Here is a 20,306-nt window from a genome sequence, read left to right as displayed (position 1 = left end):
ACATTATATCAAAATATGCTATCTTTCCATGCGTCTTTCATTTCTTGGCACGGACCCTGAGTGCGTCTTGGAAACTATTATAAAGATAGATATTAGCATGACTGTAACAGGGAAATAGGAAGGATGCAAATTACAAGGGGAAATCAACCAATTCCTGGACAGATGACATCATTTTTCGAAGAAACGATCGACGGTGCGCCATACTCGGACCATGTTCAAGAATCCTTGCACGATGATAAAGGGTGGGATATCCTTTATGTTGCTCAAACCCATATACGGGAAATTGTAATGCCAATTCCTCCATATAGCGATCGCGAACAACTTTAGCGATAACCGAGGCGGCTCCGATGCTAGCTGACACTTGATCCCCGTGCACAATCGGCAATTCATCCCAGGGACCACCAACACGCATAGCATCCGTCAGCACAACCCGTGGTCTTATAGTAAGGTGTCCAAGAGCACGGGCCATGGCCATTCGGCTAGCTTCCAGAATGTTAATACGCTCAATCGTTCTCGGGCCGACCGCCCCAACTCCAATGGCAATAGCGTTACGACAAATTTCCTTATATAATTGTTGTCGCTGTAAAACGCTAAGCTTTTTGGAATCGTCGATTCCCACAATCTCTTTATGAGGATCCAAGATTACAGCAGCAGCCACAACAGGACCCGCTAAGGGGCCACGGCCCACCTCATCCACCCCCGCTACGATCCATCCCTTGTGCCAGAATTGTTTTTCCCACTGAATCTTCGCTAACCATATGGCTTCCTGATTCCGTCTTGTTGTCATCTAGCCTTCTCCTGGTTCTTCCAGCGTTACCCGCCCAAATTTCCCATTTTGGAACGCCAGCACGATGGCATCCGCCGTGCGTTGTTCATCAAGCACACCGCCCGTTTTCAAGTAGCCCCGAGACCTTCCCCAATCCCGCCAATTTTCTGGTAAGGATATACGGGAAGTCACTATCTCCCAAATTTTGTCAACAAGAAGTATCCGTTCCTCAGCCGTACTAGGGACAATTCCTAGAACTTTCAATCGCCAATCTTCAGAGTGTCGCGGGGTCACCACCCCCGGTAAATCGAGCCACTCCCAGCCTCCCGGCAAACGAATCCACTGCGGTCCTCGGGTGACACCGGGTTTCGCTCCCGTCATCACACGGTGCCCACCAACCATTTTATTTAACAACGTAGATTTTCCCACATTGGGAACGCCGACCACAGCCAGGCGATAAGGAGGCGCTAGAACACGACGAATGGCTTTCTCCACTTCGATCTTAGCCCGCGGATTTTGCGCTGATATCGCCAGCGTTGTCACACCTTGGGATTGAAACCATGATAACCAACGCTGCGTGGCATCCGGATCGGCAAGTTCAGCCTTATTCATGACCATTATCAACTGAGCCCGGCCAATCCATTGCTGAAGGGGCTGATGGCGGCTAATGTTGGGAGCACGTGCATCAATAACTTCAATAAACGCCGATAAATAGGGCGCTAACTCACGAATGGTCCGCTGCGTGGCAACCATATGACCGGGATACCACGATTGCCGCTTTCCCATAGTTATCCTCTCGTATCTTTCATCGTTGTCCCTGCACTGTTAATGTAAGAGATGAAAATCAGATAAAGGCCACCATACCACAAAAGCCTCACCTTTTACATTTTTCATCGGTAATAGACCAAAATATCGACTGTCAAAACTTTTGGGACGGTTATCCCCTTCTACCCATAAATACCCAGGAGGCACCTTAGTAGGAGGAACGTTCATTGAACCACGGTACTTCAAAAACGGTTCATGATATCTTTTGCCATTGATATATACCACATTATTTTCTACGCTAATCGTATCACCCGGTACTCCGATGACGCGTTTAATCCAATCCTGGCTTTTAATGACCGGTGAGCGAAACACGATAATTTGACCCGTTTTCGGCGGCTCAAAGTCATAGATCAATTTATTAACCAGAACCCGTTCCCCTGTGTGCAAGGTCGGTAACATCGAAATACCTTCCACTTGATACGATTCAAAAACGAAGGTACGAATGAGAAATGCCAACACTACTGCTAAAATAACCGTTTCAATAAATTCTAAATATCCTCTGCGCCGTTGATTTGTCATTTGGGCAGCCTCCTCAAACCATAAAGATAGCGAAGACACCTCGGGAACCGGGTGTCTTCGCCAGGCAAATTAACGTCGCTCCTTGATGCGGGCTGCCTTCCCACGAAGTTTCCTTAAGTAATAAAGCTTCGCTCTGCGGACCTTTCCCCGTCGCACCACTTGAATCGATTCCAATCGCGGCGAGTGCAATAGGAAGATTCGTTCGACGCCAACACCGTAACTAACACGACGCACGGTAAATGTTTTCGACAAACCGGTTCCCTTGATAGCAATAACTACCCCTTCAAAATTTTGCACACGTTCCCGGTTACCTTCACGAATTTTCACTGCGACGCGCACAGTATCACCAGGACGAAATGTCGGGATATCTTTCCGAATCTGGTCTTCCTCTAATAATCGAATAAAATCCACAATTTTCCCCCCTTTACGGGCCACATGAAATTATAGCATCCACATAAATGCGCTGCAAATTAGCGTTATTGCAGCAAATCCGGCCGGCGAAGTCGCGTTCGGAGTTGGGATTGCTCCTTTTGCCATTGCGCAATGCGAGCATGATCGCCGGATAATAACACTGATGGTACTTCGATGCCTCGATAAATGCGAGGGCGAGTATATTGGGGACCTTCTAGTCCGCCACTTTCTCCAAAAGATTCATGGACGGTGCCCTCATCTGCCCCCAAAACCCCAGGCAATAACCGGGTTACTGCATCGACCATCACCATTGCAGGGATTTCTCCACCCGTCAAAATCACATCACCAATTGAGACCTCTTGCGCATTTAACAATGATATCGCACGGTCATCAATCCCTTCGTAGTGGCCAGCTACGATAATTATGTGGTCTAAGTGACTAAAACTCTCGGCCATGGATTGGTCAAATTTTTCCCCTTGCGCCGAAGTCATAACCACATGAGCAGGAGCCGCATGATGCGCTTGCGCCCATTCTACAGCTGGCACGACAACATCGGCACGCAACAGCATGCCAATCCCCCCGCCGAAAGGATAGTCATCTGTGGTTTTATGCGGACCAATCCCGAACCAGCGCAAAGGAATCGTCCGAATATCGACCAAGCCCTTTGATTGCGCACGTTTCATCATGCTCGTGGTTAACGGCCCGGAAAACATTTCAGGAAACAATGTCACAATCTGGATGACCATCATGTGACGTCATCCAATCCTTCGGGGACACGGACATCCATAATACCCGCCTCTAAATCGACATGGAGAACAACCGATTTGAGTGCTGGCAGTAATAAGGGTGGCTTATTGGGGCGCATAACCTCAAAGACATCTTGGTTAGCTCCTGTACGTATCACCTTGTTTAGGGTTCCGATGATTTCTTGACTGGAACTGTCCCGGATGCTCAATCCTTGCAATTGGAACCAGTAATATTCCCCTTGCCCCAAGGGTGGCAAGGAATCAATCGGAACATACAAAGTGGCGCCCCTCAAATGTTCTGCTTGTTCTCGCGTCGTAATATTCTCCAGCTGAAGAATGACCATAGGCGGATGTGCTTGCGCATGCCGGATCACTTGGGGACCGGAAAGTGACTGCACCCATATAGTCTTCCTTTTCAAAAGCCGGTGAGGATAGTCTGTTGTCGGATAAACCCGAAATGCACCATGAACCCCATGCGGCGAGGTAATTTCGCCCACCGCCACAAAGTCAGACCAATCCTCTTTAGACATTTTGTTCGGTCTTCTTGGCTTGTTTGAGCTCATGAACCTTCTTTAACACACCGGTCTGGCGCAGCAAAGACCTGGCAGTGTCTGTCGGCTGCGCACCATTTTGAATCCATCGAATCGCTTTTTCCTCGTCGATTTTCACCACGGCAGGATTTTTGGTTGGGTCATAATAGCCAATTTCCTCAAGAAATTTGCCATCTCGCGGTGAGCGTGCATCCGCCACCACTACACGATAAAACGGTCGTTTTTTTGCTCCCATTCGACGCAATCGAATTTTTACCACATTGTTCCCTCCTCTCACACATCACCATATAAACATTTTTCTCTTACCGAAGATCAGGAAAATCTTTAAAAGGAAGCTTCGGAAATTTTCTTTTATGCCCGCTACCTTTCATCTGTTTCATGACCTTCCGCATTTCATAAAACTGCTTGACAAGGCGGTTGACTTCCTGGACAGAGGTCCCACTGCCTTTCGCAATACGCAAACGCCGGCTGCCATCAATAATGTCGGGTTTCCGCCGTTCGAGTACCGTCATCGAATTAATGATGGCTTCGACTCGATCAAGTCCCTTATCGTCCACTTGATCCTTCAGTTTGTTAAGATTTAAGGGGCCCATTCCCGGAAGAAGCTCCATCACTTTGGACAAAGGCCCTAACTTCTTGACTTGCTTCAGCATGGCTTGGAAATCTTCAAAATTAAAATCCTTCGTGCCTATGCGTTTGGCATGGGTCTCAATTTCGTCTTTGTCGAGGGATTGTTCGGCCTTCTCAATCAAGGTCAAAACATCACCCATGCCCAAAATTCGCGAAGCCATTCGATCGGGTTGAAAAGGTTCTAACGCGTCAACTTTTTCGCCGGTGGCAATCAGCTTAATTGGCAATTCCGTGACGGCACGGATGGACAACGCCGCTCCGCCACGCGCATCCCCATCCAATTTGGTCAAGATGACACCTGTGACCGGGAGCGTTTCCTTGAAAGCCTTGGCCACCCGGACCGCATCTTGACCTGTCATCGCGTCGACAACAAGTAATGTTTCGTGAGCAGGCACCTCTTTTTGCATCTGTACCAACTCATCCATAAGCGCGTTATCAATGTGCAAACGGCCAGCGGTATCGACTAAAATGACATCTTTAGCCATTTGCCGGCTTCGCTGCCAGCCTTCTCGGACCAATTGAACAGGGGACAATCCATCTTCGTAGATGACCGGAACGCCGATTTGCTGACCCAAAGCTTGAAGTTGGTCCACAGCAGCTGGGCGGTAGATATCCGTTGCAACCATGAGGGGTTGACGCCCTTGCTGCTTTAACATTTTGGCCAATTTAGCTGTAGATGTTGTTTTTCCTGAGCCTTGAAGACCTACAAGGTAAATGACAGTCGGAGGATTTGAGGCCATTTTAATGCGTTCGACGTGGTTGCCCATTAGCTCCGTAAGCTGATCCCGGACAATGCGCACAACTCCCTGAGCAGGCGTCAAGCTTTCGAGAATATCTTGGCCGATAGCTTCTTGCTCCACACGACTTAAGAAATCCTTGACGACCTTAAAGTTGACATCGGCCTCAAGGAGTGCCATGCGAACATCACGGAGACCTTCTCGCACATCGTCTTCGGTCAACCGGCCCTTATTGCGCATACGCTTAAAGGTGTTTTGCAACTTTTCGGTCAGGTTGTCAAACATCTAATAGCCCCTCCTCTCCTGCCAGTTCCTCAATAATCTTCTCTGCTTCAACTTGCCACGGTCCCTTGGGTGCACTGTGAATGAGTTTCCAAAGGGATTTCAGTTGTTGTTGGCGCCGCGTCATATGATCTATAAGCGACAACTGCCTTTCCCACTGTTCTAATGTTTTCGCGCTCCGATCGAGTAAATCGTGGATCGCCGCTCGGCTAACATTTTTGGCTTCTGCGATTTCCATGAGCGACCAGTCTTCCAAATAATACAAGCGCCAAACATCTCTTTGGTGGTCAGTCAGCATTTGGCCATAGATATCATATAAGATATTGGCACGTTCACGGTTCAGACGTTCCACAGTCCCACCCCGGTCTGCTGTTAAGCAAAAATGCTTAACAGACAAAACCCATCATACTGAACGAATAGCGGAATGTCAATGTCAAAATTCCAAACCCACTGCGGTGTGGTCAAACTCACGTATTTCGTCTATCCGTCTATTCGTTTATTTATCAGATGCGCCGTAAAACTCCGCCGTTCAGGGCGGAGATATCAGGCGCTGACCCCGCAGGGGTCCATCCGGCGTTTCCTGTTGCTCGATGTATTGCTTGATGATCGACAGTGGGGCTTCGCCAGCCGACCCGGCAAAATAACTTGGGGACCAGAGGCTGCCACCCCACAGCGCTCGCTCAATGCTTGTATAGGGCTTCTTACGGATCAGTCGGGAGGAAACGCCCTTGAGGCTATTCACCCGTCGAGAAATGGCGACCTTCAGCGGGTAGGTGATCAACTCTTAAGCCCCCAAATGCTTCTAGACATCCCTGACGTCATGCGATACAATCCCCGATGATGCTGGCGGGACAAGGTGGCGAATCAGGAGGGTCACTCCGATGGTCTCACGCCCCGCGACGCAGCCATGGTGGTTCCCCCAGAATCTCCGTCCTTTAGGGCGCGGAGGTTCAAGGAAGCTAATTGGACAAAAAACCATCATGCTGCCACACAATCAGGCGTTCTTAGCATTAAAAAGACGCTCGCCGCGTTCCTGTGTTGGAGCATGATGACAAATGCCCACATGGATTATTTAAAAAGGCATATTATTGTAAGTTTTGACCATGCATAAAGGGGCTTGGCTTTGGGCTTCTTCGGACGAGTCTATGCAAGCCTCAGTCGTTATTGACTTTGTGGTTCTAACCACTGCTGCAGTCCATCTAAAACACCTAATGCGCCCGGATAGCGCGAACGCACGATCCATTCAGGCAGGCAATTTCTTACCGAAGCATCCCCATTGGCCACCAAAACACCGGGATAGTGGTTAGCCAACATATCGCCGTCATTTTCTGCATCCCCCGCGACAAAACAATTTTGCGCTTTGACACCAATGCGGCGCAAAATATACTGCAAGGCACGGCTTTTCAGTGCAGTACAGGGCAAGATATCAAGTCGGCTTTCATTGGGATACCATAACATCCGCACTGTTAAATGATGCTGGGTTAAATACGATTTCACAATCGGCAATAAACTCGGATCTTGAAGTTCAAAAGCGACACGCCAATGGGAACTGCGTCCCCGATAAATGACCCCGGACACTTCGCTTAGTGCCGTGCGAAGGCGCCGCGGCGACCAATTACGACGTTGTTCAAATGCCCAATATTCATCGACTTCGAAGTGGGGACCCCAATAAATGTCGGCTCCCACATCGGTTGCGATCGCAAGCGGTGTGGGAAACCCATAGCGTGTAATAATTGAGCAGGCATTGTTCAGCGTACGACCGGTAAGATAAATAACTCCAAGCTCGGGATGAGCCAAAAGATAATCCCGAACTGCCTGTTCTCCCCCATGGCCGATTAAGGTTCCATCGATATCAGTAGCCAACACCCGCTTGATGGCGGCCACTGGACGCCACCTCCTCATACACTACATGTAGCCGTTGTGCCATGTGGTTAACGGTGTGGTGTCGTTGAATAATTTCTTGCCCGTTAGTTCCCATTTGTCTGGCACGATTAGGAGTTTGCCACAACTCTAACGCGTTTTGCCATAATTGGTCAATACGCGAACGCTCAACGAGAATGCCCGTGAATCCGGGCTCAATCCAGTCTTCCACACCCGGCACGTTGGTTCCGACAACGGCACAACCTGACGCCATAGCTTCAATTACAGCCATACCCAGAGTCGCTCCTTGATTCGGTGCAATTAACACCGTGGATGAACCCATATAGGTGGCAATGGCGTGATGAGGCATGGGACCGAGAAACCTCACATGCCCGTTAAGTTTTTCGGCTAAAGAGCGCAAAGTCGGGTTCGTTGGCTGTCCGTCTACAACCTCACCGGGACTTCCCCCAATAACCAAGAGTGTTAAATCCAAAGGCAACGAAGTACGCGTCATCACCTCAAGTACTTCTTGAATTCCCCGTCCTTTATTCAAACGGCCGACATATAAAATCGGAGGCTTATTTAAGCCCAATCCTCGTAATAACGGTCCAGCATCCCGCACAAAGAAATTAGTGATATCGACAGCGGGTGGTACAACATAAATAGGCACTTTCGGCGCCATTTGATGAATCATTTCACTTTCTTTCAAATAGGGCACCACAACGCCCTGGGCTTGTTCAATGAGTTGGCGCTCGGTTTGTAATCGGATGGAGGACATTTCATCCCCAGGTCGCATAATCCATTGACCCATTTTATATGGCGAATGAATCCAGGGTATACCCAATTCATGGGCCAGGCGCACAGCCACCATTCCCGAAATCCAGAAATGACTATGGATAATATGGTATTCGCGATGTTGTTCGCGAATCCACGTTAACGCTTGCTGAATAATCGCGTCCTGATTGCGATGCCAATCCTCATCTGACGACAAGCGCCCTTCCCAGCCGGTCAGTCGAATGACTTGTCCCAAATGGCCAAAGGAGTAGCGTTCGGGTAAGTGGTCTTGTTGACGTAATGTAATAATATCGACGGCATAACCTAGATGCTGAAGATTTCGGCCCATTTGCCGAACAATAACTTGTTGACCTCCCGTTTCACCGCCGTCCAAGGGATTTAACGGATCGGCGCGTAAGGAGATTTGTAGAACACGTTTCATCATCGTGCATAACCTCCATCGAACCGGGCAAAACAAAGCCCCGGATATTTCCCGGGGGAAGGAGTCAAATGAATTATTAGACCTTGAGCCCCCTACGCCTGCGAAGTTAGCTGACGGGTTCGGGCTGCGAGCATGCCCGTTGCATAGCAATTCACCCCAAAAGGAACGGGTCCTCCGCTTCTTAATCGAATTCGGCGTTATCAAGGTATATTTTGAGTATACGTGGGCAGGAGAAAAGGCGTCAATCGCCTAAAATGGCACGGACATAACTTTCCGCGTCAAACGGCATCAGATCTTCCACTTTTTCTCCGACACCGATAAAACGAATGGGAACACCCAGTTCCCGTTTTATCGACAGCGCAATGCCCCCTTTAGCTGTCCCATCGAGTTTCGTGAGGACAATTCCCGTTACATGAACCGCCTCCAAAAACACTTGAGCCTGAGCTAAACCATTTTGACCGGTCGTCGCATCAATAACCAACCAGACTTGATGGGGCGCATCGGGCCGTTCGCGCCGAATCACCCGAACCACTTTTTGCAATTCCTGCATAAGATTCGATTTATTGTGCAATCGTCCCGCCGTATCAATAATTGCTAAGTCACGAGAACGGGCAATGGCCGCTTGAACGGTATCATAAGCTACAGCAGCAGAATCGGCCCCCGCCCCTTGGCTAATTACGTCAACACCGGCTCGTTGACCCCATTCCTGCAGCTGTTCAACTGCGGCAGCCCGAAATGTATCGGCCGCCCCCAATATAACCTGGTACCCTTGGCGTTTCATCATGTACGCAAATTTTCCCGCCGTGGTTGTTTTCCCCGTGCCATTGACACCAACCATTAACCATATACTAGGTCTTTGCGGATCAAGAAGGGTAGGATCAGATGCTTTTTCAAATAGGTTCACCATAATGCGCCGGAGCAATTCCATGACGTCATCTGCACGCTGGGGATGCGCAATCCGGACTTCTTCTCGCAATTGGGTCAAGAGGTAGTCCACCGTATCATATCCAAGATCAGCTTCAAATAGGATTTCTTCGAGCTGATCCCATAAGGACTCATCCCATTGGCGTCCTTGAAACAGTGTCCGCAGACGTCCACCTAAACTGTCTCGAGTACGAGTCATTCCTTCTTTTAAACGATTCCAAAAACCAGCCATTGCCATTCACCTATCCTTCCTCTGCTAATGGAGTGTGTTCAATGCGGACGGAAACTAATCGACTGCGACCTTGACCGTCCCCAGCCACACCCCACAGTGCATCCGCTATAGTCATCGTTGATTTATGATGCGTCACAATCACATATTGGGTCCGTCCGTGATGCGCGCGAATGTATTGCGCGACTCTTTGAGCATTAGCTTCATCTAATGCTGCCTCGACTTCATCCAGAACGACAAACGGAGAAGGACGAACACTTAATAAGGCAAACAGCCAGGCAATGCCTCCGAGTGCCTTTTCTCCTCCAGAAAGCAAGGTCATGGTGCTCGGCTTTTTTCCTGGTGGTCGGATCCATAATTCAATGCCCCTTTCATCACCTTGGATCCACCGAAATCCGCCTTCTCCTCCCAACAATGATAAACAGGCTTGCTTAAATGCCTCCTCTACTTGAGAAGCCGTTTCGGCCAGGCGTGCATCCACCTCATGATCAATTTGCCGCAAGGTTTCCCGCAATTCATTTTTGGCGAGTTCGACATCATGTCGTTCGGATTCGAGATACGCTAGACGGTCTTCTAACTGTGTAAAAAGGGCATACACCCCGGGCCGTATGGGACCTAGCTGATCTAAAGCGCTTTGCCATTCGTCGAGTAAGGTTTTAGCTCGAGGAATTTCCTCATCCGGTAACGGCTCGCCATCCGGTGGCTCATAGCCATCCCATCGGGTTGTGGTTTTAAGCAACTGTTGTTCAATATACGTGATCCGCCCGGACATCTTCCGGTCCTCACTGTCAAGCGATCGAATGCGGCCTCCCAACTGTTGAACAGCGTCTCCCATTTGCACCAATGTCCTTTGATACTCCTGAATGCGTTGTGATTCGACATCAATTCGCTCTATCATATTCTCACGTTCCGCTCGGTGAGCCGAAAGTTCACGGAGAACCTCTTCCCTTTGTGTTGATAATTGTTGCCGTCGCTGAGAGATTTCCTGTGCTTGCACGGTCAAGCGTTGTTTTTCTTCGGCGTACCGAGCCATTAGTTCAAGACGGTGACTATGAACTTGCTGGGAATTTAAATAGGCTTGCCGGCGGGTGTTATATGCTTCTTTAAGCGCAGAAAGTTCTTGGTCGAGGGTGTTAATATAGTGAATTTTTTGTTCTAAAGCTTGTTTAACTTCTCCGATGCGGATTCGATGATCTGCTAACGATGAGATCAGTTCCTTAACCTGGTCTTTATTCCACTTTCCTCCCTCTAAGAGCGCACGTAAATGATTCAAGCGCTCAGCGCATCGTGTCACTACCATCCGCGCTTCTTCTTCTTGGCGTTGCCATTCGGCAATTTGCCCTTCCAGTTCTTCCCGGCGTCGCTGCTGACTTGATACCGACTGGGTTAAGGTATTGATTTGCTCAACAAGTCCCGCTTCCTTTTGCTGAAAATTATTGCTTCGGCTTCGGTCACTTCCTCCTGAAATAGCTCCTCCCGACAAAACGATTTGGCCGTCAAGAGTCACCATTTTGTATCGAAACTGATGAAGACGCCCTATAGCATTGGCCACGTCTAAGGATTCGATGAGCAGAACACGGCCTAATACATAACTTACCGCAGGAAACAGGCGCTCATCAAAGTCAATATGATCAATCGCCCAACCCACAACCCCTTTTTGCTGATTTAAGGCCCTGTCGCGGTCGGGAATTCTGGCTTCGCGGATTTGGTCAAGGGGAAGAATGGTTACACGGCCAGCCCTTTGACGCTTGAGCCATTCAATAACCTGGCGCGCGTGCCATTCTGTTTCTGTCACCACATCATGACGCTGGGCTCCCAACGCGATGTCGATGGCTTGAGAATAGTCTGTAGGAACGGCAATCAACGAGGACAAGGTTCCAAGAATTCCCTCAAGATGATGCGCTTTATGGGCTTGCAAAACTGCCCGCACACTAAGAGGAAGAGTTTCCGTCTGATCTTCTAGGGATTTCAACGCCTTAACTTGAGCTTGAAGCTCCCACAGTCTTTTCTGGGAGCTATTAATCGAGGCCATAACTTTCGCAAGTTCTCCTTGCAAATTTTGCCGTTTTTCCCTTAAAAGGTTCTGAGTCTTTTGCGCTTTTCCCCATTCTAATTGAAGTTCGCGTTCTTCCTGTTCTAAGGATTCAACCCGCGAGAGCAAATCATCGTTGGCGGATACTATTTGAAAAGTGCCTTCTAACCGAGCTAAGCGTTTCTCCAACTCTTGCTGCTGATTTTCTAAACCATGCAGATCTTGTTCCAGTTGATTTCGTTCACGCACCGATGCGTCAAACGCTTGTTTTAAAACCTGAACATCCTTATCCATATCCTGAAGTTTTGCATCAGCACGAGAGTCTGACTCAACTGCCGCGTGGAGATCATGTTGAGGATATTTGGCGTCAAGTTCCTCCAATTGTTGTGCAACCCATTGGGCTTGCTGTTTCAGGCCATTAGCTTCCCGTTCCAGGCCTTCCAACTCGGCTTCTAGCCGAGCAACGCGGGTTTCAACCATGCCCAATGACTGTTTGCGACTCTCAAAATTCCCTTGAGCCTCCTCCAATTCATGCATGAGGAGTTGTCGCTTTTTCACCACTTCTTCCTGTTGCATTTGCAGCGCTTGTAATTCTTGTTGCAAACCGTGGCGTTGTGCTGATAAAGTTTGTAAAGTTTCTTGCCATTCATGTTTTTCGCGCATGGCTAGGTAATATTGGCTTAATTGATACCGCAATTGCAGCTCACTGTGACGCCGCTGCAACTCTAGGTATTCCTTTTCGATACGTGCTTCTTCAGCAATCGCATCTTTTTGCTGGCGCACATCGGCAATTAAATCGCTTAACCTTTCTAAATTCCGTTCAACATCTGCTAAATGCTGCAAGGTCTCTTTGCGTTTCACTTTGTACCGAGAAATGCCTGCCGCTTCTTCCAATTGTTCTAACCGTTCTTTAGGCTTCATCAGCAATGCCGCTTCAACTCGTCCTTGCCCGATAATCGCATAATTAAATCGCCCAATTCCGCTGTCCAGAAACAAATCCACAATATCTTTCAAACGCACAGCACGTCCATTTAAGAGATATTCCGAATCACCCGATAAATAATAGCGACGGGTGACGGCCAAAGAGTCAGGCCAATTCTCCATTTCTCCATCATGGTTATCAAATAAAAGCGTGACTTCCGCCATTTTCGCCCGTTGGTTTCGGCTGCTGGCATGCAACAAATCTTCCCAACGCTCTGCGCGTAGCTCCTTCACCCGTTGCTCCCCTAAAGCCCAACGAATGGCGTCAATGACATTACTTTTGCCGCCTCCGTTTGGACCCACGATTACGCTAATGCCTGGTTCTAAGGCAATCCGCGTATCTTGAGCAAATGATTTAAAACCATAGAGGGTGATACTTTTTAGATACATCGAATCCATCCATTTCGTACAATATTAACCATCTAATCTCTCGTGCTGCCATTGTATCATAACCTCCCACCTGCCTAAGAGGCGGGTCCCACAGCCATTGCAAGTCTCTCATACACGTCTGGTAACCGGAGCTAAACACTTCCGCAAATTACCACTATCGTTATATACACACAATCATCGTAATTTCCTGTATATTGGGAAAGCCTGATGACGGACATGCCTATTCATCACCATTCCCCATCATGGCCCATTATTGCCAGGAGGCGATTATTTCTAATGGAAGTGCTCAATCGAATGGCTTATTTAATACTCGAAGATCCTTTCATCACGGCAGCTGAACTCTCGCAAAAATTAGGGTACTCCGAGGAAAAAACAATTTATTATTGGCTGGCTAAGGCGCATTACCAGGGGTTGCAAGCCTTCAAACGGGCTGTTGTGGCGGGACGTTTTCGGTTACCGGCGCAAATTGCCAAGGAAAACGTATCCCAATACGGTCGATTGCCAGTCTTAGACGGTTTTAATGCCGACGGTAAGCCTATTCTCACCAAGGAATCACTTTCCGGCAGTCTCGCGGCCAATGTTCTAGGAAAAATGGCCTGGCGCTATCACGGGCCGTCGCAAGGGCCGGTACAAAGTGGTGATCTCTTGCTGCTAAGCCCTCTACGCGATGAAGATCCGGCTAAATGGGTTCTGGCCGGATCGACCAAATTGCCTACGGTATTGATGAAAGTCACCACAGGATCAGACACCTGCTATATTCGTCCGGATACCTGTGAGATCGCCAGCCTCAACGTGGAAATGTACCGCATTGTTCAAATCGTCCGCAATCTCTTTTGATCCCCTGGAGGCGATGGGACTGGAATTGGAATCCACCACCTCCAACCTCCTCCAAGGTCAAAAGCGTCGTATTGTGTTACAATGGTCACCAATTAGGCGCGGCCAAGCCCGGAGTGACATGGAGCCTAAAATTCCTTCAACGCCTCACGAATGATATAGTAGCGTTGATACAGGATAATAAGGCGAGGGATGTCATGGTGTATTGTCGTCATTGTGGCGATCAAATTCCGGTCGATAGTGTTTTTTGTCCTAGTTGTGGGCAGAACTTACTGCCTGAACCCTCCAATTCCCGTCCCGAGCCGGCTCCCGAGGAGATTCCTCCTCCGAAGAGCCGGAGCGGAGCGGATTGGATGACAAAAATGAAGGCGTCAACCGGTCAACGTTACCTGGTTATTAAATCAAGCGTTATACGGTTGGGACAGTTACGTCATCATGCGTTAGGATGGACCGTATCGCAGGTTTTATTTGTTGGAAGTGCTGCTTTTTCGTTGGTTGGGTTCATTTGGAACCTTTTTGGACATCAATCCGGCTTATCATGGATCGGCTTTGGGATTGTTCTCGGCCTTGGAGCATTATATACCAAGGAGCCACCGAATAATGGCACTCCCCCTAATTTTGAGGGGTAACTTGCAAACAAGGAGATGACAAGATAGCGTGCGTTGCCCAAAATGTGGACAGGAAAATACGGCCGGTTCGGCATTTTGTCGATTCTGCGGACGCAAATTGCCTGATCCCGCTAAAAAACGCCGTGCGTTCGCGATCCCTCCGTTCAATTCAGCGTCGTCGTCAAAAGCCAAGGATTCAGCCCAAAACACTAAAACCAAGAAATCCGGCAAGATCAAAGGGCGAAGGGTGCGCTGGGGGCGCGTCGTCCTGTTAACAGTAACCGGATTAATGGTAAGCGGATTTGGTTACGGTGGCTATATTGCCTATCAAGCGTGGAAATCATTACCCTCCGTGCAGTCCATGGTCTCTTTACAAGCCATGGGCCAAGATTCTGTTATCTATGATCGATTTGGGCAGCCAGTAGCCCGACTACACGGAACAGTCAATCGCGTTAATGTCCCACTTTCTGCTATTTCTCCTAATATGCAACATGCCATTATTGCCATAGAAGATCACAACTTCTATTCCAATCCCGGATTTGACATCACATCGATTATCCGGGCGGCAATTGTTGACATTGTGCATCATAGCGCTGTGCAAGGTGCCAGTACGATCACGGAGCAATTAGCTAAAGATCTCTATTTAAGTGACAAAAAAACGTTAGTGCGTAAGGCGCAGGAATTTATGATTGGGCTCGAACTCGCCCATACTTATTCCAAACAGCAAATTTTGGATATGTATCTCAACGAGGTCTACTTGGGCGATGGAGCTAGCGGGATTTATGCCGCATCCAAAGCATATTTCGATGAAACACCCGCCCAATTGACGGTGGCTCAGGCGGCAATGTTAGCAGGACTACCTCAAGCCCCATCACTTTATGACCCCTTGGTCAATTTCAAATTGGCCAAACAACGTCAGTTACAGGTCCTTAATGCTATGGTGAAATATGGGTATCTCACCCCTGCCCAGGCCAAAGCAGCCTATGCGGCCCCCGTAAATCTGCACCCCGTCTCTGTCGATGCAGCTAATAGTCAGATCTATCCCTATCCATGGTATGTGGATCACGTCATTCGCGTTTTACAAGAAAAAGGATTTACGGGTACACAAATTTTTGACGGCGGACTAAAAATCTACACAGCATTAGATCCCACTGTATACAACATCGCGCAAAATGCGGTCGACCAATGGATGAATTATAATTTTGGCGTCTCGCATTCGGCTGATCCCACCTACCAAGCTGCCGCTGTCGTCGAAGATCCTCATAATGGCTACATTCTGGCGGTTATTGGTGGCCGAACGTTTTCACAACCTTTCCAGGAAGATTTGGCTACTAACCCCAGTGTCCAGCGGTCTACGGGATCCTCTATTAAACCGTTGTTAGAGTATACCCCGGCCATCGCCAAGGGATATACCCAAATGTCTGTCATCCAGGACGTTCCCATTTTTAAGGTCAATGGGCAATGGTGGCCTCACAATGATAATCACCTGTACCGAGGTTATCTTGACTTACGTGATGCGCTTGCGATTTCTGATAATGATGTTGCCGTCCATTTACTCCATGATATTGGTCTCACTTATGGCTACGACTTCGCCAAGTATAAATTTGGATTACCTTTGACCCAAGCGGACTTACATGCTGGGCTGGGGATCGCCATTGGTGGACTCAAAGAAGGGTTCAATGTTTACGAAATGACGCAAGCCTACGCCACATTTCCTAACAACGGCGTGCGCATGAAACCTATTTGGGTAACAAAAGTTGTCAACGCCGATGGTGCCGTCGTCTATCAAGATACGCCCCACGGCACCGTAGAGTTTAGTCCCCAAGTAGCTTATATCATGGATAAAATGATGGAACGGGTATTAGATCCGAATCCTATACCCTCCATCGGTCCCGGTTCCCTTGCCACGGGATATGATTTAGGTATTGGAAGGCCGGCAGCAGGCAAAACCGGTACCAACAATGGAGAAGCTGATGCTTGGTTCATGGGATACACGCCACAACTCGTCGTAGGCGTCTGGGAAGGTAATCGCAAAGGAGAATATCCCCAGCCATCCACTCCCAATGGTCCCGCTTATGGGGACGTGGCGGCAGGCCCCATTTGGAAAACAATTATGGAGCAAGTCAATCAAGCTGAACACATACCTGTTGAACATTTTCCACGGCCTAGTGGGATGGTTTATGTGCCTGATGTGAGTATCACGTCAGGAAAAATAGCCAGTCAATATGCTCCTAGTTCGGATATTCAAGGAGCATGGTTTATTCAAGGCACGCAACCCACGTCGATTGGCAATACCCACTATCCGGTCAAGGTCGTGGCAAACCACCCCAATGAGTTATGGCAGCAGGGTTGTGGTCCTTATGTCACCTCAGTATTCCTCCGTCGAGAGTCTGATTGGCATCCCGGTGTACCGGTCCCATGGGACGCAAAGTATTGGGCCCCCACAAAAATGTGCACGCCCAATCAACAACCGTCACCATCTCCGTCCTCGACACCGAGTTCATCAACATCGCCATCGGGCCAATCAACATCTTCCTCTCCCTCGGCAACCATTCCTTCGCCACCGCCAAAAACTACTCCCTCGACTACCCCTTCCGCGCTCGCTGGTGACGTTAATAAACCTAGTCGTCCTTCTTCTAATCCACCAGGTCCCGGACACTAATCAAAACAAGACGGCGGAGCATTGCGCTGCGCCGTCTTGTTTCCTGATATGATAGTGAAGACAGTTAATCGGGTGAAGAAGCCGAAGGATGCGGAGAAGGGGAAGCCTTTTCGGCTTCCTCCATTAAATGTTTTAACGCCAAGCGGGCACTTTGCTGTTCCGCTTCCTTTTTGCTGTGGCCGATAGCCCGCCCGATAGGAATACCACCAACGGATACTTCGACTTCAAAACTCTTGGCATGATCAGGACCATAAGATCCTACGACTTCGTAGGTGGCTTCTTCCCCACGACGACGCAGCCATTCGTTCAGAGCCGTCTTATGATCGCGTCCTGTTTCCCGCTGCTCAACGCTAGTCAGCGCAAAGCTCAAGACTTCTTGAATGAATTGTCGCGCCTGTTCCAAACCGCTATCCAAGTAGATCGCACCGATAATGGCTTCCATAGCATCCGCAAGGAGTGAATGCTTAGTACGACCTCCACTGCGTTCTTCTCCACGCCCTAGTCTCAATAATTCACCCACATGCAGGTTTGTCGCGGCTTCAGCTAAAGTCGCCTCACACACGATGGCCGCCCGCCCTTGGCTCAGCTGGCCTTCTGTCCAGTGACTATTATGGTGATACAACCACTCGGTCACGACCAATTGCAAAACCGAGTCTCCAAGAAACTCCAGTCGCTCATTATGCGTCTCTTTACGAAATCCTTCGTTAGCATACGACGAATGCGTCAGGGCTTGTTTTAGAAGATTCTGATCTTTTACCCACTGACTTAAATAATTGCTATTCATGGAATATACTCCCGAGCAATAAGTGACGCATTTTGACCGCCAAAACCAAAGGCATTGGACATCACCACGTGAATATCCCGTGATTGTGGCCGGTTTGGCACATAGTTCAAATCACAATCGGGACTGGCATGATCTAAATTAACCGTTGGCGGCACAGTCTGATATTGCAAAGCTAGGATTGACGCAATCATCTCAACCGCCCCAGCAGCTCCCAACAGATGACCTGTCGATGATTTGGTGGATGACACGGCTAATTGATAAGCGTGTTCGCCAAAGACATCTTTGATGGCTAAAGTTTCCGCTAGATCGCCCTTCATTGTCGAGGTCCCATGCGCATTAATATAATCCACTTCTTCTGGTTTTATCCCAGCATCATGAATTGCGCGGCGCATCGCTTGCGCCGCACCACGGCCTTCGGGATGCGGTTCGACCACATGATAGGCATCCGCTGAACGTCCATAACCGATGAGCTCAGCATATATGCGGGCTCCACGCTTTTGCGCATGCGTCAGAGATTCCAGTACTAAAAATCCGGCTCCCTCACCCATAACAAATCCGTCTCGTTCCTGATCAAAGGGTCTAGAGGCATGTTCAGGATCCTCATTACGAGTCGACATCGCTTTCATGGCACAGAATCCCGCAAAGGATATCGGCAAAAGTACCGCCTCCGTACCTCCTGCGAGCATTACATCCGCTTCGCCGAATTGAATCGCTCGCATGGCATCGCCTAAAGCACTGCCTGATGAGGCACAGGCCGTAACCAATGTGACATTAGGTCCCTGCAGATTAAATCGCATAGCGACCTGGCCACCGGCAATATTTCCTATCATTTTTGGAATGAAAAATGGATTCACACGTCCAGGTCCTCGTGATAACAGAGTTTCGTGCTGGTCGGTTAATGTTTCCATTCCTCCAATACCAGTGCCGACCGAAACTCCTGCTCGATCTGGATCCAGATCCGATAATCCCGCGTCATCATAAGCGTCTTGTGCAGCTCCTATTGCTAGCTGCACAAACCGATCCATATGTCGTATTTCCTTTTTTTCGAGATACTTAAGAGGATCAAAATCGTGCACCTCAGCCGCAATTCGGGTCGAGAAAGGTGAGGCATCAAATCGGGTTACGGGTCCGACAGCACTTCGCCCGCTGGTGAGACCTGCCCAAAAGTGCTCAAGGCCTGACCCAACAGGGGAAATCACTCCCATTCCCGTAACCACTACGCGTTCGCGCTGCATTCGTTACTCCCTCCCCCAGTCACCGGGAATCCGCTCCCTAGACTAGGGACGTAAATTAGGCGTTTTCCCGAATATATTCCACTGCATCGTTGACAGTGCTGATTTTTTCTGCTTCATCATCAGGGATCTCCAGACCAAATTCTTCTTCCAGAGCCATAATCAATTCCACAATGTCCAACGAGTCTGCTCCTAAGTCATCAATAAACGAGGCTTCTGGAGTGACCTCTTCTTCGTCCACACCCAGTTGATCCACAATAATTTCTTTCACTTTGTCGAAAACCTGTTCTTTGTTTGCCACTTTCTAGACACCTCCAAAATTAGTCCATTACAAGGCCGCCGTCTACCACTAGCGTCTGACCCGTAATGTAATCAGCCTGAACAAGAAACCATACGGCATCGGCAACGTCTTCCGGTCGTCCCGCACGTCCCAGTGGCACTTGCCGTACCAATTGATCATACGCATCCTGGTTCATGTGTTGAGACATTTCTGTATCAATAATCCCGGGAGCGACAACATTGGCCGTAATCTGCCGAGATGCCACTTCACGTGCTACAGAACGCATAAATCCTATTACTCCGGCTTTTGCCGCTGCGTAATTGGCTTGGCCCGCATTGCCCAAAATTCCTGCAATCGAGGAAATCGTCACAATGCGTCCAAATTTGTGCTTGAGCATAGGACGCAACGCTGCGCGGGTACACGCGAAGACGCCGGTAAGGTTGGTTGCGATAACCTGTTCCCAATCATCAGTACGCATGCGCAGCAATAACGTGTCCCGAGTAATCCCTGCATTATTCACCAATATATCCAAGCGACCCCAATCTTCAATCACCGAATTGACAAGAGATTGCGCCTCATCAACATTCGAAATATCAGCGGGGTAGAGCGCACATTGCCCGCCATGCGACCGGATGATCTCTTGGGTCTCTTGTGCAGCGGCGTCATTACCCCGGTAATTGACCGCTACCGTAATACCTTGTTGGGCTAATTTTAGAGCGATGGCGCGACCTATGCCCCTGGAGGCTCCAGTCACCAACGCCGTTCTCTGTTCCCAAGGCACCCGCAAATCCTCTCCCTATCGGTCAT

20 protein-coding genes, 1 pseudogene and 1 riboswitch are annotated in these 20,306 nt (G+C 49.0%); of the genes and pseudogenes, 3 read left to right on the top strand and 18 right to left on the bottom strand.

Annotated elements, in window-relative coordinates; all coding sequences use genetic code 11:
- Window positions 1–130: 130 nt before the first annotated feature.
- The 14 genes and pseudogenes from AOA63_RS05070 to smc form a co-directional block, all read right to left on the bottom strand.
- A complete protein-coding gene (locus AOA63_RS05070) occupies window positions 131–787 on the bottom strand; it encodes a ribonuclease HII (protein ID WP_053958679.1) in 657 nt (218 codons plus the stop codon).
- The gene (locus AOA63_RS05065; protein WP_053958678.1) at window positions 788–1,552 is read right to left on the bottom strand and encodes a YlqF/YawG family GTPase; all 765 of its coding nucleotides are present in this window, start codon (window positions 1,550–1,552) and stop codon (window positions 788–790) included.
- Between the two features lie 39 nt (window positions 1,553–1,591).
- A complete protein-coding gene (gene lepB, locus AOA63_RS05060) occupies window positions 1,592–2,110 on the bottom strand; it encodes a signal peptidase I (RefSeq protein ID WP_053958677.1) in 519 nt (172 codons plus the stop codon).
- 69 nt (window positions 2,111–2,179) lie between these two features.
- The gene (gene rplS / locus AOA63_RS05055; protein ID WP_020374724.1) at window positions 2,180–2,521 is read right to left on the bottom strand and encodes a 50S ribosomal protein L19; all 342 of its coding nucleotides are present in this window, start codon (window positions 2,519–2,521) and stop codon (window positions 2,180–2,182) included.
- A gap of 65 nt (window positions 2,522–2,586) precedes the next feature.
- Window positions 2,587–3,270 carry a tRNA (guanosine(37)-N1)-methyltransferase TrmD gene (gene trmD / locus AOA63_RS05050; protein WP_171822613.1) on the bottom strand — a complete coding sequence of 228 codons (684 nt, stop codon included), beginning with the start codon at window positions 3,268–3,270 and terminating at the stop codon, window positions 2,587–2,589.
- A complete protein-coding gene (gene rimM / locus AOA63_RS05045) occupies window positions 3,267–3,797 on the bottom strand; it encodes a ribosome maturation factor RimM (protein WP_053958676.1) in 531 nt (176 codons plus the stop codon). The genes trmD and rimM overlap by 4 nt, the downstream gene beginning before the upstream one ends.
- Window positions 3,790–4,077, bottom strand: a complete 288-nt coding sequence (gene rpsP, locus AOA63_RS05040; RefSeq protein ID WP_020374721.1) for a 30S ribosomal protein S16 — start codon at window positions 4,075–4,077, stop codon at window positions 3,790–3,792. Before rpsP ends, rimM begins: the two co-directional genes overlap by 8 nt.
- Before the next feature lie 43 nt (window positions 4,078–4,120).
- The gene (gene ffh / locus AOA63_RS05035) at window positions 4,121–5,470 is read right to left on the bottom strand and encodes a signal recognition particle protein (RefSeq protein WP_053958675.1); all 1,350 of its coding nucleotides are present in this window, start codon (window positions 5,468–5,470) and stop codon (window positions 4,121–4,123) included.
- Complete coding sequence (gene ylxM / locus AOA63_RS05030; protein WP_053958674.1) at window positions 5,463–5,819, bottom strand: YlxM family DNA-binding protein; 357 nt, start codon at window positions 5,817–5,819, stop codon at window positions 5,463–5,465. Before ylxM ends, ffh begins: the two co-directional genes overlap by 8 nt.
- A gap of 177 nt (window positions 5,820–5,996) precedes the next feature.
- Window positions 5,997–6,248 (bottom strand): annotated as a pseudogene (tnpA, locus tag AOA63_RS05025) (IS200/IS605 family transposase); the annotation flags it as partial.
- A 380-nt stretch (window positions 6,249–6,628) separates the two neighbouring features.
- Complete coding sequence (locus tag AOA63_RS05015) at window positions 6,629–7,351, bottom strand: HAD family hydrolase (protein ID WP_053958671.1); 723 nt, start codon at window positions 7,349–7,351, stop codon at window positions 6,629–6,631.
- Complete coding sequence (locus AOA63_RS05010; protein ID WP_053958670.1) at window positions 7,320–8,546, bottom strand: glycosyltransferase; 1,227 nt, start codon at window positions 8,544–8,546, stop codon at window positions 7,320–7,322. Before AOA63_RS05010 ends, AOA63_RS05015 begins: the two co-directional genes overlap by 32 nt.
- A gap of 77 nt (window positions 8,547–8,623) precedes the next feature.
- A riboswitch (cyclic di-AMP (ydaO/yuaA leader) is annotated at window positions 8,624–8,750 on the bottom strand.
- 34 nt (window positions 8,751–8,784) lie between these two features.
- The gene (gene ftsY, locus AOA63_RS05000; RefSeq protein ID WP_053960618.1) at window positions 8,785–9,699 is read right to left on the bottom strand and encodes a signal recognition particle-docking protein FtsY; all 915 of its coding nucleotides are present in this window, start codon (window positions 9,697–9,699) and stop codon (window positions 8,785–8,787) included.
- Window positions 9,700–9,709: 10 nt separating this feature from the next.
- On the bottom strand, window positions 9,710–13,099 hold the full coding sequence (smc, locus tag AOA63_RS04995; RefSeq protein WP_053958668.1) for a chromosome segregation protein SMC: 3,390 nt from the start codon (window positions 13,097–13,099) through the stop codon (window positions 9,710–9,712).
- Between the two features lie 276 nt (window positions 13,100–13,375).
- Between smc and AOA63_RS04990 the strand changes: the two genes are divergently transcribed.
- The 3 genes from AOA63_RS04990 (at window position 13,376) to AOA63_RS04980 (ending at window position 17,203) form a co-directional block, all read left to right on the top strand.
- Window positions 13,376–13,936 carry a hypothetical protein gene (locus tag AOA63_RS04990; RefSeq protein WP_053958667.1) on the top strand — a complete coding sequence of 187 codons (561 nt, stop codon included), beginning with the start codon at window positions 13,376–13,378 and terminating at the stop codon, window positions 13,934–13,936.
- 194 nt (window positions 13,937–14,130) lie between these two features.
- Window positions 14,131–14,562, top strand: a complete 432-nt coding sequence (locus tag AOA63_RS04985) for a zinc-ribbon domain-containing protein (RefSeq protein WP_053958666.1) — start codon at window positions 14,131–14,133, stop codon at window positions 14,560–14,562.
- A gap of 28 nt (window positions 14,563–14,590) precedes the next feature.
- Window positions 14,591–17,203, top strand: coding sequence for a transglycosylase domain-containing protein (locus AOA63_RS04980; protein WP_053958665.1), 2,613 nt, complete (start codon window positions 14,591–14,593; stop codon window positions 17,201–17,203).
- Between the two features lie 64 nt (window positions 17,204–17,267).
- On the opposite strand, the gene rnc is transcribed toward AOA63_RS04980, so the two are convergent.
- The 4 genes from rnc to fabG are packed head-to-tail and all read right to left on the bottom strand — an operon-like array spanning window position 17,268 to window position 20,280.
- Complete coding sequence (rnc, locus tag AOA63_RS04975; RefSeq protein ID WP_053958664.1) at window positions 17,268–17,987, bottom strand: ribonuclease III; 720 nt, start codon at window positions 17,985–17,987, stop codon at window positions 17,268–17,270.
- The gene (fabF, locus tag AOA63_RS04970) at window positions 17,984–19,222 is read right to left on the bottom strand and encodes a beta-ketoacyl-ACP synthase II (protein WP_053958663.1); all 1,239 of its coding nucleotides are present in this window, start codon (window positions 19,220–19,222) and stop codon (window positions 17,984–17,986) included. Before fabF ends, rnc begins: the two co-directional genes overlap by 4 nt.
- Window positions 19,223–19,277: 55 nt before the next feature.
- Window positions 19,278–19,520 carry an acyl carrier protein gene (locus tag AOA63_RS04965; RefSeq protein WP_020374709.1) on the bottom strand — a complete coding sequence of 81 codons (243 nt, stop codon included), beginning with the start codon at window positions 19,518–19,520 and terminating at the stop codon, window positions 19,278–19,280.
- 19 nt (window positions 19,521–19,539) lie between these two features.
- Window positions 19,540–20,280, bottom strand: a complete 741-nt coding sequence (fabG, locus tag AOA63_RS04960; protein ID WP_020374708.1) for a 3-oxoacyl-[acyl-carrier-protein] reductase — start codon at window positions 20,278–20,280, stop codon at window positions 19,540–19,542.
- Between the last annotated feature and the right edge of the window lie 26 nt (window positions 20,281–20,306).

Origin of the sequence: Sulfobacillus thermosulfidooxidans (assembly GCF_001280565.1) — a bacterium.
Taxonomy (GTDB): domain Bacteria; phylum Bacillota; class Sulfobacillia; order Sulfobacillales; family Sulfobacillaceae; genus Sulfobacillus; species Sulfobacillus thermosulfidooxidans_A.
The sequence above is the reverse complement of the archived record's forward strand: the minus strand, read 5'-3'. Positions and strand labels throughout refer to the sequence as shown.